The 16,200-nt window shown below is 68.6% G+C and carries 7 protein-coding genes, 1 tRNA gene and 1 pseudogene; 4 read left to right on the forward strand and 5 right to left on the reverse strand.

What is annotated here, in order from left to right; translation table 11 throughout:
* The first annotated feature begins 158 nt into the window (after window positions 1-158).
* A complete protein-coding gene (locus J2Y49_RS28500; RefSeq protein ID WP_310118825.1) occupies window positions 159-2,930 on the forward strand; it encodes a hypothetical protein in 2,772 nt (923 codons plus the stop codon).
* A gap of 12 nt (window positions 2,931-2,942) precedes the next feature.
* Here J2Y49_RS28500 and J2Y49_RS28505 read toward each other — a convergent pair whose 3' ends face one another.
* Complete coding sequence (locus tag J2Y49_RS28505) at window positions 2,943-4,712, reverse strand: tetratricopeptide repeat protein (RefSeq protein ID WP_310118826.1); 1,770 nt, start codon at window positions 4,710-4,712, stop codon at window positions 2,943-2,945.
* A complete protein-coding gene (locus tag J2Y49_RS28510) occupies window positions 4,712-7,441 on the reverse strand; it encodes a glycosyltransferase (RefSeq protein WP_310118828.1) in 2,730 nt (909 codons plus the stop codon). The genes J2Y49_RS28505 and J2Y49_RS28510 overlap by 1 nt, the downstream gene beginning before the upstream one ends.
* A gap of 255 nt (window positions 7,442-7,696) precedes the next feature.
* Here J2Y49_RS28510 and J2Y49_RS28515 point away from each other — a divergent pair, with 255 nt between their 5' ends.
* Window positions 7,697-9,073 (forward strand): tetratricopeptide repeat protein, encoded by a 1,377-nt coding sequence (locus tag J2Y49_RS28515; protein ID WP_310118830.1) that lies wholly within the window; start codon window positions 7,697-7,699, stop codon window positions 9,071-9,073.
* Here J2Y49_RS28515 and J2Y49_RS28520 read toward each other — a convergent pair.
* Window positions 9,054-12,920 (reverse strand): glycosyltransferase, encoded by a 3,867-nt coding sequence (locus tag J2Y49_RS28520; RefSeq protein ID WP_310118832.1) that lies wholly within the window; start codon window positions 12,918-12,920, stop codon window positions 9,054-9,056. The two genes, J2Y49_RS28515 and J2Y49_RS28520, sit on opposite strands and share 20 nt — an antisense overlap.
* 236 nt (window positions 12,921-13,156) lie before the next feature.
* Here J2Y49_RS28520 and J2Y49_RS28525 point away from each other — a divergent pair, with 236 nt between their 5' ends.
* Window positions 13,157-14,215 carry a glycosyltransferase family 4 protein gene (locus J2Y49_RS28525; RefSeq protein ID WP_310118833.1) on the forward strand — a complete coding sequence of 353 codons (1,059 nt, stop codon included), beginning with the start codon at window positions 13,157-13,159 and terminating at the stop codon, window positions 14,213-14,215.
* A 345-nt stretch (window positions 14,216-14,560) separates the two neighbouring features.
* Here the strand turns inward: J2Y49_RS28525 and J2Y49_RS28530 are convergent.
* Window positions 14,561-15,585: pseudogene (locus J2Y49_RS28530) on the reverse strand (IS110 family transposase).
* 60 nt (window positions 15,586-15,645) lie between these two features.
* Here J2Y49_RS28530 and J2Y49_RS28535 point away from each other — a divergent pair.
* Window positions 15,646-15,822 (forward strand): transposase domain-containing protein, encoded by a 177-nt coding sequence (locus tag J2Y49_RS28535; protein WP_310118837.1) that lies wholly within the window; start codon window positions 15,646-15,648, stop codon window positions 15,820-15,822.
* A 172-nt stretch (window positions 15,823-15,994) separates the two neighbouring features.
* On the opposite strand, the gene J2Y49_RS28540 is transcribed toward J2Y49_RS28535, so the two are convergent.
* Window positions 15,995-16,071: transfer RNA gene (locus J2Y49_RS28540), tRNA-Met, on the reverse strand.
* Between the last annotated feature and the right edge of the window lie 129 nt (window positions 16,072-16,200).

Consider the following 16,200-nt stretch of genomic DNA (forward strand, 5'->3'; position numbering starts at 1 on the left):
GCGGGATTGCCAAGACCCGGTCGATGATGCAGGGTCGATGCCCTGTTCGATGAAAGAGGGAACGAATGGAACGCACCGCCGGTTCCCGCTTCAGACAATTCGCTCTTCTGCTGCCCCTCCCCCGCCGCGGGAGAGGAACGCCGGCCGGGAGTTGATCGGTGCATCCCTTCGCGATTGCGACGGCCGGCGACGGCGCTTATTTCCCGCTGCTCCAGGGGCTGATCCGCTCGATCCGCGCCTTTCCACAAGGGGCCGGGGTTCCCATCTCGGTTCTCGATCTCGGACTTGGGACGGAGCAACGGCGCTGGCTGACCGGCGAAGGCGCCCGGCTGGTGCTCCCCGGCTGGGACCATCCCTTCGACCGGCCGATGCCGGAGTATTTCAAGGCGATGGTGTCGCGCCCGCATCTCCCGCGCCATGTTCCCGACGCCGCCACCATCCTGTGGCTGGACGCCGACTGCTGGGTGCAGGATTGGTCGGCCATCGAACTGCTGCTGGCGGGCGCGGCGGCGACCGGCTTCGCCATCGTGCCGGAACTCGACCGCGCCTACACGCCCTTCTACGACGGCGCGCCCTACGCCAATCACCTCCATGACTGGTACAAGGCCTGCTTCGACGAGGACACGGCGCGCCGGCTCTTCGCCTATCCGCTGCTGAACTGCGGGGTCTTCGCCGCGCGCCGCGACGCGCCGCACTGGGCGCTCTGGGCGCGCCTGCTGGCGGATTCCCTTCGCCGGACCGTGCTCTTCGTCAGCGAACAGGTCGCGCTGAACCTCGCCCTGCGCACCGGCGGGCTGCCGTTCAGCCAGTTGCCGGCGCGCTGCAACTGGCTCTGCTTCCGGGCCACACCCTTCAGTTCCGCAGACGGCCGGCTGCTGCTGGAGCCGGAGCTTCCCCACGCACCGCTCGGCATCCTGCATCTGGCGGGCTACCCCCTGCCCCGCAAGCAGGACCCCCGCACCCTCTCCACACCCGACGGCGGCACGGTCACGCGCCCGCTCAGCCACGGGGTGCCGGCCTCCAGCCCGGAAGAGGCGCTGGGCCGGGCTTTCGCCCTCTACCAGCAGGGAAAGCCGGAGGAGAGCGGCATGCTGTGCCGCGCGATCCTCGCCACTTCGGCCGACCAGCCGGCGGCGGCCTTCCTGCTGGGAGTGGTGGATTTTTCGCTCGGGCGGCTGGAGCAATCGCGGCGGCACTTCGCCATCGCCATCGCCTTGCAGCCGGACCTCGCGGATGCCTTCAGCAATCTCGCCCTGCTGGAACGCGCTGCCCGCCCCCGCCTCGCCTCGGTCCTGATCCGGCGCGCGCTCCGCCTTCAGCCGGACGCCCTGCTCTTCACCCGGCTCGGCACCCTGCTCCGGGACGAACAGCGCGGCGAAGAGGCGCTGGACGCCCACGGAAGGGCGCTGGCACTCCAGCCGGACTCGGTGGAGGCTTGGCGAGAGACGGCGCACAGCCTGCGCGCGGCGAAGCGGATGGCAAAGGCCGCCGAAGGCTACGACCACGCCCATCGGCTTGCCCCCGAACGGACTGAATCCCTCTGCGACCGCCTGTTCGCGAGCCTGTCCATCTGCGACTGGCGGACTCACGGGGAGACCTGCCGCCGGCTGCTGGAGGTCATCGACCGCGACGAGGGAATTGTGCTGCCGCTGCTGAGCCTGCTCATCGGGACCAGCCCGGCGCAGCAGGACCGCGCGGCCCGCAATTTCCACCGGTCGGTCGTCGGACCGGTCCCACCGGCTCCGGCCATGCGGCGTCCCGTTCTGCCGGGAGGGCGGCTGAACGTCGCCTATCTCTCCGCCGACTTCCACGAGCACGCCACCGCCCACCTGACGGCCGAACTCTTCGAACTGCATGACCGGAGCCGCTTCACCGTCTTCGGCTATTCCTACGGCGAGGACGATGGAAGCCCGATACGACGGCGGCTGGAGGCCGGCTTCGACCGCTTCCGCGACCTGCGGCACGCCGATCCCGACGCGGTCGCGGCGCTGTGCGCCGAGGACAACATCCACATCCTTGTGGACCTGAAGGGCTATACCCAGAACGCCCGTCTGACGCTGCTGGCGCGGCGCCTGGCGCCCATCCAGGTCGCCTATCTGGGCTATCCGGGAACCCTGGGAGCGGACTTGCTGGACTATGCCATCGGCGACCGCATCGTCACGCCGCCGGAGCACCAGCCCTTCTACCGCGAGCGGCTGGTGCGGATGCCCGACAGTTATCAGGTCAACGACCGCCGCCGGCCGGCCGACGCCGCCGTGCCGAACGCCGCCGTGTCGACGCGCGCGGCCTGCGGCCTACCCGCCGAAGGCGTGGTCTTCTGCGCCTTCCACGCCACCTTCAAGATCACCCCTGCCCTGTTCGCCCTGTGGATGCGCATCCTGCGCCGCGTGCCGGGCAGCACGCTCTGGCTGCTGGACGCGGGAAGCGACGCCACCGCCAACCTGCGGATGGAGGCGGCGCGCCATGGCGTCGAACCGGCACGGCTGGTCTTCGCCGCCCCCCGTCCGCTGGCCGGGCATCTCGCCCGCTATCGGCTTGGCGATCTGGCGCTCGACAGCTTCCCATACACCGGCCACACCACCACCTCCGACGCCCTATGGATGGGGTTGCCCGTCCTCACCATGCGGGGCGAGACCTTCGCCTCTAGCGTCGCAGCCAGCCTGCTGCACGCGGCCGGCCTGCCGGAGACGGTCACCCACTCCTTCGCGGAGTATGAGGAACGCGCGGTGCGGCTGGCCGAAGAGCCGGCGACGCTCGCCGCCTACCGCCGCCGGCTTGAGACCGGGCGCGCCACCGCACCCTTGTTCGACAGCCCGCGCTTCACGCGGCATCTCGAAACTGCCTACCGGATCATGTGGGACCGCCACGCGGCCGGACTGCCGCCGGAGGCCTTCACGGTGGAGCCGGATGCCCGCTCGGTTCAGCGGTAAAACAAGCGTGGGTCAGACGGTGCTTTCCAGCATCCTGCACAGCCGCGCCACGATCGTGGTCCAATCGCCGCGCCTCTCCTGCCGGAACAGGCGCATGGTCGGATACCAGGGGGTGCAGACGCCGTGCTCCAGCCACCGCCAGTCCGGCGCGAAGGGCAGCACGGTCCAGACCGGCCGGCCGAGCGCCCCGGCGAGATGGGCCGGCCCGGTGCAGGACGTGACGACGAGATCCATGGTCTCCATGATTGCCGCCGTGTCGGCAAAGTCGGCGATGTCCGCGCCGAGATCGACGAAACTCGCCGGCAGCGGCCCGCACAGATCCAGATCGCGCCGCCCGGCTCCTTTCTGAAGGCCGTAAACCGAAACCCCCGGCAGATCGAGCAGGGGCCGGAAGGCCGCGAGACCGGGGGAGCGTAGCCGGTCGCCCTTGAACTCGGGGTTGCCGGCCCAGACCAGCCCGATGCGGAGGCCGCGCCGTGGACCGAGCCGCGCGCGCCAGCTCTCCACCAAGGCCGGTTCCGCCCGCAGATAGGCGAGCGGCGCGGGAATGGTGTAGAGGGTGGCGCGCAGCATATGGGGCAGGCTCGCCAGCGCCACATGGAAATCGTGCGGCGGCACGGGATCGTAGCGGGGAATGACGCCGGCAATTCCGGGCATCGACGAGAGCAGCCGGACGAGCTGTCCGTTGCAGTCCAGGAAGACCCGCGCACCCTGCGTCTGGAGCAGCGCGGCGTAGCGCGCGAACATGATGGTGTCCCCCACCCCCTGCTCGTCATGAACAAGCACGGTGCGGCCCGCGAGAGGAGAACCGTCCCAGACCGGCGAAGCGAAGTCGCGGCGGGGCGAGGGGAAATCCGCCATGCGGGACCGCCATTCATATTCCGCGAAGCCCTCGCGGTACTCCCCCTTGATCAGGAGTCCGTGGCCCAGGGCGGTGTGCGCCTCGGCCAGGGCCGGCTCCAGCGCGGCGGCGCGGCGCGCCAGACGGATGGACTCGTCCACCCGCATCTCGTCGCGCGCGACGAGGCCGAGGTTGAGATGGGCGTGGGCGCCGTCCGGCTGCATAGCGATGGAGAGGCGAAAACAGGCGGCGGCCTCCTCGTAGCGGCCCAGGTCCTGAAAGGTGATGCCGAGGTTGTTGAGGGTTCCCGGCTCCCCGGAAGAGAAGCCCAGCGCGCTGCGGTAGGCGGCCATCGCCTCCTCCACCCGCCCGAGCCGGCGCAGCGCAACGCCCAGATTGGTGTATCCCGCCACCGACAGGGGCGTCATGCCGAGCAGGGTCAGCAACGTCTCCACCGCATCCTCGTTCCGGCCGGCGTGGAGGAGCGCATGGGCGCGTTTCAGCCTCGGTTCCGTCGACCACGGGCTGAGCACCAGCAGGCGACCGAGCGTGTCCGCTGCGGCACCATTCTCCCCCCGCTCGGACAGGATGTCGGCGAGGTTGGCGAGGCCGTCGAGGGATCCGGGGTCCAGTGCCAACGCCAAGCGTGCGCTTGCCCGTGCCTTGCCGAGTTGGCCAAGCTGAAGCAAGGCGCCGGCTAGACCGGAAAAGCTGGCGGGATTGCCGGGGTTCTGCCGGATGGAGTCCCCGATGAGCTGCGCCGCGACCGCCGGCTGTCCATGATGAAGCGCCAGCACCCCCAGCAGATGCAGGGCGCCGGGATGGCCTGGATCGGCGGCCAGCACCGCCCGGTATGCGATTTCCGCCTCCGCCGCACGGCCGGCGGCATGGTGGGCCATACCGGTTTGCAGCAAGGCGGCGGGGTGTCTGGCGTCCATCATCACAGCAGGACCGGGCTGGACCAGGGGTCATAGGGAAGCAGCGCCTGCCGGGACTTGTCGGGACGGACGACGCTTCGGGCCCGCCGGTTCAGCATGGTCGCCACGAAGGAGAAGCTGCTGTTGGACACCGCCACAAGATCGGCCTCGCACAGGACATGGAAATCGGTGAGGAACTCCGCCCCGGGGATCGGCTCCGCCAGATCCTTGGCGGCAAGCGGCCGGTAGGCGGCGAAGGAGGAGAGGCAGCGCGGGTCGTCCGTCGCGACGTAGAGGACCGGCTGGTCCAGGCCGGGCCAGACCGCATCCAACCAGTGCAGGTACCAGCTTTCCGGCGCCATCCAGAATGGACCCCAGCCGAAGTCACCGCGCCGGATGTGCAAGGCCACCACCGTACGGCCGGCTGCGCGCAGGCGGGCGGTCAGCGCGTCCGTCCAGGGCCTGATGTGTGGTCCCGGCGTGAAGAAGCCGCGGAAGGCATCCCGATGCGGTGCCAGAAAGCCGGTGTCGCCGCAGAAGTAAGCGGTGACGTCGCGGTCGGCCAGCACCTCGCCTCCCGCGACGCGCCTTACGCCGCCGAGCGATGCCATGACGCTGGCCTCGACCTCACGCTCCGGCAGGCGGGGCAAGGCGGGGCCGGGCAGCGGATCGTCAAGCCCATAGAGATGGCGCCCCGGCCAGTGCGGCACTTCCAGGGTAAGGCCATGCTGCGCGGCATACAGACGCAGGACCCCGTACTGCAAAAGCTGGTTGCCGAACCGACCATGCCAGCCGAGCGATGTGGAGACGAGCCGGCGCCCCGTCTCCGCCCGCGGCGCCGGCACGGGCGGCGGTCCGAACCGCCGGATGAGCCGATTGACGGCACGCCCGGTAAAGGCCTCTCCCCGGCCGGGATTGCAGCGGATCGCCCGCTCCCAGACCGGCAGCGCCGCATCCGGCCGGCCGAGCGCCTCCAAGGCGCCGGCAAGCGCGGTGTGGCCGTCGAACAGGGCAGGCGCGAGCGCCAGTGCATGTAGGGCATGCTCCATCGCCTCGACCGCATGGCCGTGGGCAAGGGCCGCCTCGGCCCGCTCCGCCCGGATCTCTCCCAGCTCCGGTTCGACCCGCGCGGCCCGCCTGAGAATTCCCTGCGCAATGGCCGCCTGTCCCCGCCGCCGTTCGGTGCGCCCCAACAGGAACAGGGAACCGGCATGCTCGGGCCGGAGCGCCAGCGCCTCCCACAGGTGGCGGGCGGCCGCATCGAGGGCGCCCTGCTCGAACCGCAGGGAGGCAAGGTTGAAGCGCGCCGCTCCCGCATCCGGATGAAGGCTCGCCACCGCCTGGAACCCGCGGAGGGCCAGGGCATCGCGGTTCAACCCGTTCGCCGCCAGCCCCAACTCGAACCAGACCGTCGCATTGGCGGGATCGAGGGCTGCCGCCCGGACCAGCACGGCGATGGCAGGCTCCGGCTGTTGGCCGCGGATCAGTTCCCTCCCCTTCTCCAGCCAGACGGCGGCGTCGGTCGGCGGCGAGGGCGGCTTGGGTGGCCCGTCGGCCGCCAGCCTGTAGAGGCGGCGCTGGGTCAGCAGTTCGATGGCCAGGAAGCGGCTGTCCGGCCGCTGGCGCTCCGCCGACGGCGGGCCGCCGGTCATCTCGACCCGTTGCCGCTCCAGCGCATTGCCGGGCCGCATCGTGTAGTGGACGGTCTTCTCGGAGATCTTCAGGCCACCGAACCGGCTGTGCAAGGCGCGGCTGTAGGCCACATCGTCGGCGACCGCCGGGTGAAACGGTGCTTCTTCCGGAAAGCCGCCGATCCGGTCGTGGCAGTCGCGCCGGACGCAGAGATTGCCGGGATAGCAGTTTTCCGATGCCTGCCGCCAATCCTGGGTGATGTCGGCGTCGATCGCGTCGAAGACCATGCCGGTGCGGACGAAGCCGGCGTTGGGTGCCGCATCCAGGGTCTGGATCGTCAGGAACAGGTGCCGTTCCAGATAATGGTCATCGGCATCGAGGAACCAGAGATAGCGGCCCTGCGCTGCGGCGGCGCCCGCGTTGCGTGTCCGCCCCGCCCCGCGGTTCCGGTTGTTGGCGATGACCGCGACGCTCTGTTCCGGATGCGCCCGCGCCCAGCGCAGCGCCCGTGACACGGTGTCGTCGGGGGAGGCGTCGTCGACGACGCAGACATGGACCTTCGCTCCTGCGTCGCCGGACGCCGCGCGGTGGTAGCGGACCGCCGCCAGGACACTGTCGAGCGCCCGCTCGATCGTGTCCTCCATCCGGTAGACGGGAATGACGACCGTGCCGATGAAATCGTAATCGGCCCGGTGGCGGGCGATCCCGGCCAGGGCGACGCCGAGGCCGCTGTCCTCCATCCGGGACGCGGCGTGGAAACGGGCGGCCTCGTCGTCGCGCCCCTGAACCAGGCGAAGAACGCCGAGAACATGCGCGAAGTCGCCACGCAGGGCGATGACTTCGGCCAACGGTTCGATGATCGCGGCCGCTTGGTCGACCTGCCCGTTCTGCATCAGCGTCAGGGCTTGGTTGAGGGCGGGGGTGATCACCCCCTCGATCTGCCGTTCCAGCACGGCGCCGTCCCCGTGCAACCGGGCGGCACGGACGAAAAGCGACAGGGCATGCCTCCCTTTGCCGGCCCGGTACGACTCCACCGCCAGGTGCTGCCAGGAAACTGCTTCCGCCGGATCTTCGGCCAGCGTCCGCCGGTGCGTTTTCACCGAACCCGGATCGTCCGTCATCAGCCGGTCACCGCCTGCACGGTGATCGCACGCTCACCCGTCCGCGTCGCACCTCGCAAAAGCCTACGACCTTCATGCCGGTGGTGGCGGGTGCTATGGTGCAGGGTTTGCCGCCCAAATGGTTCCATCGCACATGAATTTAGCGCCCGCTCCCCCCGGCCTTCAAGCCATGATCGTCACCACCGCTGTCCTCGATTTTCGGGCACGGAGGCTTGCACGGATGTTGAGCACCTTATTCCTGCGAAACGGTTGAGTATGCGGATCGAAGCGGTTGACGCCGGTGAGGCGCGCGATGAGGACGACCGGCTCCGCAAGGCCGCGGAGGCGGCGCTTGACGCCGATCCGTCCGACGCGGAGGCGTGGAGCATCCTGGGCCTGTTGCTGCGCCGCGCCGGAAAGCCGGAGGAGGCCATCGCCTGCCACCGTCGCGGGCTGGAACACGCACCCGATCAGGCCGGCATCTGGACCAATCTCGGCAACGCGCTGACCGACGCCGGACGCCTTGCCGAGGGGGTCGCGGCGCAGGAGGAGGCCTTCCGGCGCGCCCCCCACGACCGGACGGTTCTGTTCAACCGCGCGGTCGCCCTCCGCAAGGCGGGGCGGTATGCGGAAGCCCTGGCGGCGATCGAATTCGCCGTCACCGAGAACGGCGGGCCGACGGCGCTCCTGCGGTGGGAGCGGGCGCTGACGCGGCTGCAGATCGGCGACTATGTGCACGGCTTCGACGATTACGAGGCCCGACGGCAGATTCCCTCATATCTCGCGCGACCGCCCTCGGCGCCGCCGTGGACCGGGCAGGCCCTGAATGGACGCAGCATCTTCGTGACGGCCGAGCAGGGCTTCGGCGACGGCCTGCTGGTGGCCCGCTATCTGCCGATGGTCAAGAGGGCCGGCGGCCGGGTGATCTACGAATGCCATTCGGAATTGCGACGGGTGTTGTCCGGCCTCGGCCTCGACGACTGGAGGCCGTGGGGTGCGCCCGCGCCGGCTTGCGACGTCGAGGTGTCGCAAATGACCTTGCCGATGCTGTTCGGCACGACCTTGGCCTCCGTGCCTCCGCCGGTGCCGCTCACCATCCCGGTGGAGGCTCGGGAGAAAGCGGCCCGGCTGCTGGGGGAGCGCGTACCGGGTACGCTGCGGGTGGGCATCGTCTGGGCGGGTCGGTCCACCTTCGCCGACAACGCGTGGCGCGCCACGAAGCTCGCGCCCTTCCTGCGCCTCGCCGAAATCCCGGCTGTGCGGCTCTACAGTCTTCAGAAAGGACCGCAGGAGGCCGAACTGGACGCGCTCGGCCCGGCAGGCCGGCTGGTGGTGCCGCTCGGCCCCCATCTGGAGGATTTCGCCGACACCGCGGCGATGATCGAGCGGCTCGATCTGGTCATCATGACCGACAGCGCCGTCGCGCATCTGGCCGGCTCGCTCGGCACCCCCATCTGGAACCTCGTTCAGCACGTCCCCTATTGGGTCTATGGCTTCACCGGCGAGCGCACGCCCTGGTACCCGTCGATGCGCCTGTTCCGCCAGGGGCCGGAACTGGACTGGGCGCCCGTCTTCGCAAGCGTCCGCGCCGCTCTCCACAACGAGGTCCGGCAGCGCGCCGCGCAGGGCACCCTCACCGTGCGGACTCCGTGACCGCCCGCTGAAGCGCGGTGCGCAGCGCGGCCACGACGTCGCTCCAGTCCCCCGCCCGCCTCTGCCGGAACAGCCGCATGGTCGGATACCAAGGACTGTCGGTGCGCTCCAGCATCCATCGCCATTCGGACTCCGCGCGCAGGATGGTCCAGACCGGCCGCCCAAGCGCGCCGGCAAGGTGGGCGACCGCGCTGTCCACGGAGATGACCAGATCGAGCTGCGCCACGACGGCCGCGGTATCGGCGAGGTCGTCCAACGCGTCGCCGACGTCATGGAAGCCGACGTCATGGAAGCCAGTGGGAAGCCGACCGCCCAGCCGTTCCAGATCCGCCCGGCCGTCGCCCTTCTGAAGGGAGACGAAGGCGACGCCGGGAAGGTCGAGAAGCGGCAGCAGGGGCTCCAGCCCCGGCGAGCGCTTCGGATCGTCGGGAAGGCCCGCGTTGCCGGCCCAGACCAGCCCGACGCGCAGCCCCGCCTGCGCCGGCCCCAGTCGGTCGCGCCACATCCCGACGAGGGAGGGTTCGGCCGCAAGGTAAGGCACCTCCGCCGGGACCGAAGCGAGGGACGTGCCAAGCAGATGCGGCAGGCTCATCAGGGCCGCATGACCATCATGCTCCGGCGTCGGCGAGGAACGCCCGACGACATTCGCCACGCCCGGCAACGTGGCGAAGAGCCGTACCAGCGCGTCGTTGCACTCCACGATCACATGGGCGCCGCGCCGCGCAAGCAGCGGCGCGTAGCGTGCGAACTGGATCCCGTCGCCGAGCCCCTGTTCGTCGTGCAGAAGGATGCGCCGGCCGTCGAGAGCGCCCCCCTTCCACGGCGGCGTCGGCAGGCCGCGCGCCACCACCTGCCCATCGGCCAGCCGGCTGCGCCATTCATATTCGCGGAACCCCGCTGCGAGATCGCCCCGCATCAGCAGGCAGGTTGCCAGGAGCGCGTGGGCCCCGGCCTCGTCGGGGCGCTCCGCGATCAGGCGGCGGCACGCGTCCTCCGCTTCGTCCAGCCGATGCAGGCTGCGCAGGACCAGGGCGCGGTTCATCCGCGTCTCGGCATGGTTCGGCTCCAGGACCAAGGCGCGCGCCAGGGCGATGGCCGCCGCCTCGTCTCCTCCGACCCGCATCGACAGAGCGAGCCCCAGGTTGCTCAGCAGGCCCGCATCCGCCGGCATCAGCGCCAGCGCACGGCGGCCGACCGCCACCGCCTTCTCGTGGAGGCCGAGATTCTTCAGCGCGACCGCGAGGTTGCCGTAGGCGCGATGCTCCTCCGGCTCGCGGCGGATCAGTTCCCTCAGGACCGTTGCTCCCTCCCCGTACCGGCGGAGCAGAAGCAGACTGTGGGCCAGCTTGAAAAGGTGGAAACTTCCCTCGGGGTCCAGCCGGGTGCAGCAGCGTAGCGGCCGGAGCGCCTCAGCCATTGCGTTCCGTGCGAGCAGCCCCTCGGAAAGCGCGTGGAAGGCTTCGATGTCGGTTGGCTCCAGGGCAATGGCGCGGCGCCAGAGCGCCTCTGCCCCAGCACCGTCCCCGCCCCTCTCTTGCGTCCGGCCTTCCTCGATCAGGTCCTCCGGCGTGGGTTCCGCCTGCGGGGTGATCCAGCCGAGATGGCGGAAGCGGGCGAGCGTCTCCCGGATGCGCGCGGGATAGCGCCCGTCGATAGGCACACGGTGAAGGCCCGTCCACATGCCGGGCAACGCGCCGTCATCGAAACGGCCGGTGGCGTAGAAGCGGTCGAGCCGGGCTTGGTTGACCTGCGGATCGCGGTCGAAGCCGGCCATCATCTCGCGGTGGGCGAAGGCCTCCAGCTTTGCGCGGAAACGGTCGGCGCCCCCCATCCAGGTGAAATGCCAGCCGGCATCCGGAACGACCCGCCCGATCCCCTGCTTGGCCAGATAGCGGGCGCGGTTGGCGCCGATGCGGCGGATCAACTCCCAGGGGGCGGCCGCCACGGAAACCCAGGGGTCGGGCGCCTTGAGGTCGAGGAAATAGAGGAAGATGTCCAGATGGGGAGCGAAGAGAGTGGCGCCCATACCTGCGCCCTCATCCGGCTCCCAACGCAGCCGCTCGACGACCGGGGCGCGCAGGATTTCGTCGGCGTCGGAGATGAGGATCATGTCGCTGGACCGGCAGTCCCCGAGGCCGCGCAGGATCGCCTCCCTCTGGTACGCCTCGCGGTTCCAGGCGAAGCCGCCGGGATCCTCGGCGACCACGATGTGGACGATCTTGTCCGCATAGGCCGCGAAGCGCGCCCGGTTGTCGGCGTAATGCAGCGGCTTGGCCGCGCCGGCATGGGTGTAGGTAGCCTCGACCAGGACGAAGCGGTCCACCACCGGGTAGAGTTCGGCCAACCGGACCTCCAGCAGATCCAGTTCGTTGTAGAACTGGAAGCAGTCGAAAATCCGGCGCCCGCCGGGCGGCAGCGGGGACGGCGGCGGCAGTTCGGGCAGCGCGGTCTGGTAGGACAGCCAGGCGTCATAGCCCCGCAGAGCCGACCAGACGCCGGTGCGCGCCTCCTCGTCGTTGTGATCGAGGTGGAGCGAGCGCTCCACCAGCTCGATCATCCCACGCGCCTCCGCCCGCCAAGCCGGGTCGGCCAGCCGGCGGTCGCCCCCGGAATTCAGATGGATGCCCAACGCCTCCATGATCTGTTGTTGGGCGGAGACGATCTTGGCGGTGATCGCCGTGGCGGCCCCGACCGGAACCGGTGGCTGAGGAATTGGCGGCAGAGAAACGGGCGGCAGCAATTCCTTGAACCAATCGATCCAGCCTTGTGCCCGCGCCCTCCAGGTCGTCCCGGTGTTCGCATGGTCGACCTGGGCGCGGAGCCGTCGGCCGGCATCGGGATCGTTCCGCAGCTCGCTCAGGGCGGCGACCGCCGCCTCGGCATAGCGCCGCGCATGCTCCTGCGGGCTTTCCGGCACGGGAATGAGACGCGCGAACCCGGCCCCACTTTCCGGCAGGGCTCCCAGTTGGCTCGACACCACGAGGCAGCCGGCAGCCAGCGCCTCCAGCACGGCGATGCAGGAGGTCTCGGCGAAGCGGTTGAGATAGGCAAGGCAGGTCGCCTCCCGCATCACCCCGGCCAACTCCACCTGGCCGAGGCCGCCGAGATACTCCACCCCTTCGGTCTCGCGACAGCGCTGATACAGAGCGGTGAAGGGATCCTGCTCGACGGAGACCTGATAGCCCTCCAGGCTCGAACAGACGCGCAGCCGGGTTCCCGGAATCGCCGCCCGGATCAGCGGGAAGCTGTCGAGCAGCACGTCGAGGCCGCGGAACGGCGTGCTGGTGTAGGCCAGCACCGGCGGCCGGGGCTTCGCCGCCAGGATGTCCTCGTCCGGCCCGAACAGGCCGGCAAAGGCCGGCGCGATCCCGTTGCGCATCACCCGGCAGCGCGCCGGATCGAGATGGAAGGCCTTCAGGTACCCATCCATCTGCCATCGGCTGACGAAGGCGATGCCGTCCAGGCAGCCGCGCAGGTCGGCTTCGGCCAGATCAGCAACTGCAGGCTGGTCGGCGGCGTGCTGTGTCCAGAGGATCAGTTTGCGCTCGCCGCCCAGCTTGGCGCGCAGGCGCAGCAGAAACTCCCGATCGCACCCATTCAGGACGACCACGACGTGAAAGTCGCACAAATCCTCAAGGGTCATCGACGCGATGGGGAGACAGCGCACGCCGCGCACGATCACGGCCGCATGGGTCCCGTTGACCACGGTGATCGAATGGCCGGCGGCGGCCAGCAATTCCGCAAGGTAGCAGAGCGCCGACTGAGATCCGCCAAGCGGCTGATGACGCGGCGTCTCGGGGGTGTAATCGCCCTTCGTCGGGTCGATGAATGCGATCTTGACGGTCATGCCTTGAAGGTCGAGGTGGGCCGGCGCAAAATAACGGGCCGGCCGGATGCCGGCACTTCCTGCTGCATAGCACCAGTCCCCGGCGGGAAGGTCAACCGGCATTTGCGCTGCGCGTCGAAAGGCTGTGGGTGGAACAGAACATTGCTTTGACCTGGCAGCTTTCGGAAATCCATGGCTGGGGTCTGGTTGGGGTGCACACGGCGCTTTACCTGCTGGACCACGGCCGCCCGCCGCTTTTGCTGGACCGGCCGCTGCTGGCCACGCTGCGGCCGGAGAACCGGGAAAGAATGACGCCCCTGCTTGCCGGGCATGAGCGCATCAGCGCCATCGCCGATCAGGTCCGGGATTCTGTGGTGGTCATCAAGGGCTGGACGCTGCTGCACGCGCTGGCCAACGGCTTCAACGAGGGGCCGACATCCGCGCGCTTCCGCGGCAGCCGCAATGTCGGCGTGATCGCCTTCGAGGACAGCCGGTTCGACACCGCAACACTGGGGCGCGCGCGCAGTTATGACAAGCTCGTGGTGCATTCGACCTACAACCGGGATTTGCTTCTGGAGCAAGGACTCTCTGAGGTCGGCTGCGCTTTCCAGGGCATAGATCCGGGTGAACTCACCCCTCTGCCTCCCACCGGCCGGTTCGGCGACCGCTTCGTCATCTTCTCCGGGGGCAAGCTGGAGTTCCGGAAGGGACAGGACATCGTGCTGGCCGCCTTCCGCCGTTTCCACGAACGCCATCCCGAGGCGCTGCTGGTCACCGCTTGGCACAATCACTGGCCGCACACTTCCGGAACGATTGCCGAATCCCCGTTGACGCCGATGCCCCCGATGATCGGCGACAACGGAAAGCTTCGAATCGTGGAATGGGCGATGGCGCATGGCATGCCGCCGGAGGGCTTCGTCGACATGGGCTTCATCCCGAGGCATCGGATCGCGGCGATCATGGCCGATTGTCACGCAGCCGTTTTCCCCAACCGCTGCGAGGGCGCCACCAACCTTGTCGCGATGGAGGCGATGGCCTGCGGTGTGCCGGTGATTTTGTCGGCCAACACCGGCCATCTCGACCTGATCCGTGAAGGCAATTGCCTGCCGCTCCGCGACCAGACTCCGGTGGTCGATCCCACCGGTGCGCGGCGGGGCTGGGGCGAATCCGCTGTGGAGGAGGTGATCGAACAGTTGGAACACGTATATGCCGACAGGGCGGCTGCACGTGCCTGTGCCGAGAGGGGGCGGGCGTTCATATGCGGGGAGCGGAGTTGGCGTGCCTTCGCCAACTCTTTCATCCAAGCCGCTGCCTGAGCCGTTTGTGAACCGCGCCGGGATTGTCGAAGGCCCCACTTGTTGAGAAACTAGGGTCCTCATGACGAAACAGTTATCATGTGTGGACGACCGCTGCGGCGCAAGGGAAAAGTGGCGTGTTCAGCAATATGGTCAGGTGCGGTCATGTGTCCGGCCTCGAATGATGCGGCACGTAGGACCGCGGGCCATGATGAAATCCGCGGATCAGGTTCCTATCAACCAAGCGCGTTTCGCACGCATTGAGTCACCCGGGTTTTCCCGATTCTCGGCTCAAACCGTATTGCCATCACGTCTCTCGTCACCCTCGCACATCCTCGTCCTGGTAACTTTCTGAACCCTGTTCGGTCAGGTCGTTGCCGGGACGGAGGAGGTCTTGCGGTACACCTCTCCTCGGGCCAGAACAGCCCAGGCGATGCGCGCCATTTTGTTGGCCAAGGCCACGGTGACCAACCGGGCCGGCTTTCGATCCAGCAGGTTCTTCACCCAATCCGCGTCGCCCGGAGCCTTGGTGCGAGCATGACGGATAATGCAGGTGGCGCCGATGACCAGCAGGCGGCGGATGGACCTGTCGCCGGTCTTTGCGATCTTGCCGAGCCGCTGCTTGCCGCCGCTGGAATTCTGCCGGGGCACCAAGCCTAGCCATGCCGCCAGATGCCGGCCACTCTTGAAGGCCGTCGGGTCCGTGACGGTGGCCGAGAGAACCGATGCCGTGATCGGTCCGATGCCGGGGATCGTGGCCAGCCGCCGGCTTGCCTCGTTGTTCTGATGCCATCGAACAATCTGCTGCTCGATCACGGCGATCCGCTGGTCACATGTCTCGATTTGCCCGGCCAATTCCTGCAAGGCGGCACGCGCCGGTTCCGGGAAATCCTGGTCATCCAGTCCGGCGATCAGCGCTGAAGCCTTTCGCCGTCCCTGGGCGGCAACGATGCCGAACTCAGCCAGATGTCCGCGAAGGCCGTTAATCAGCATGGTCCGCTGACGCACAAGCAGATCGCGTGTCCGGTGCAACATCAAGACCGCCTGCTGCTCCTCACCCTTGACCGGAACGAAGGCCATGTCCGGCCGTGTCACAGCTTCGGCGATGGCGGCAGCATCGGTCGCGTCGTTCTTCTTGCCGTGCGCCACATAGGCCTTGACCCGAGCCGGCGGGATCAGGCGGACACGATGGCCGAACGCCAGGATCCTTCGTGCCCAATGATGCGCCGTGCCGCACGCCTCCATGCCGACCAAGCAGGCAGATCCCGGAAAAAGCTCTCAACGGCATCGCGCCGGAGCTGACGGCGAACACCCACTCGGCCGGTTTCGTCGCCCCCATGGACCTGAAAGACCTGTTTGGCAAGATCCAGACCGACAGTGACAATGCTCATGTGGACGGCCCTCCCTGACGTGGCGTTCGACACCGACCACTTTATGGCCAGTTCAGGCCGGTGGGCAGCGGTCGTCCACACCATCAACCGAATGGCCTCCGACAAACCCGGCACGGTTCATACCTGCGCGACCTGATCGCCCGCATCACCGATCACAAGTTCACCCGCATCGACGAACTGCTGCCCTGGAACTGGACCAAGGTCGCTGAAAGCACCGGAAACGCCGAAGCCGCGTAGCTCGGCGGACGCTTACGATCGAAGCGCGCCGGCACTGCCGACTCCCGAGGTGTCGAGATTGAGCTTGAGGGCGACTTGGTGGCGCTGCTCAGCCTTGGGCTGGGCGCAAACGCACTGAAGGCCGGCGCTGCGGGAGCGTCCGGCCTTCGGGAACAGATACGTTCGGTAATGGTGGTTGCGGGGGCAGGATTTGAACCTGCGGCCTTCAGGTTATGAGCCTGACGAGCTACCGGGCTGCTCCACCCCGCGGATGTCTGTCATATGGGGTGATGGATGTCGTGACGATGCCAGCGTTTGTGCTTCGGTGTTTAGCGTCTCTTGAGCCTGAGTGACCTGGCGGCGACCTACTCTCCCACGTCTTAAGACGCAGTACCATTG

It is taken from the genome of Azospirillum sp. BE72 (assembly GCF_031455875.1).
Taxonomy (GTDB): domain Bacteria; phylum Pseudomonadota; class Alphaproteobacteria; order Azospirillales; family Azospirillaceae; genus Azospirillum.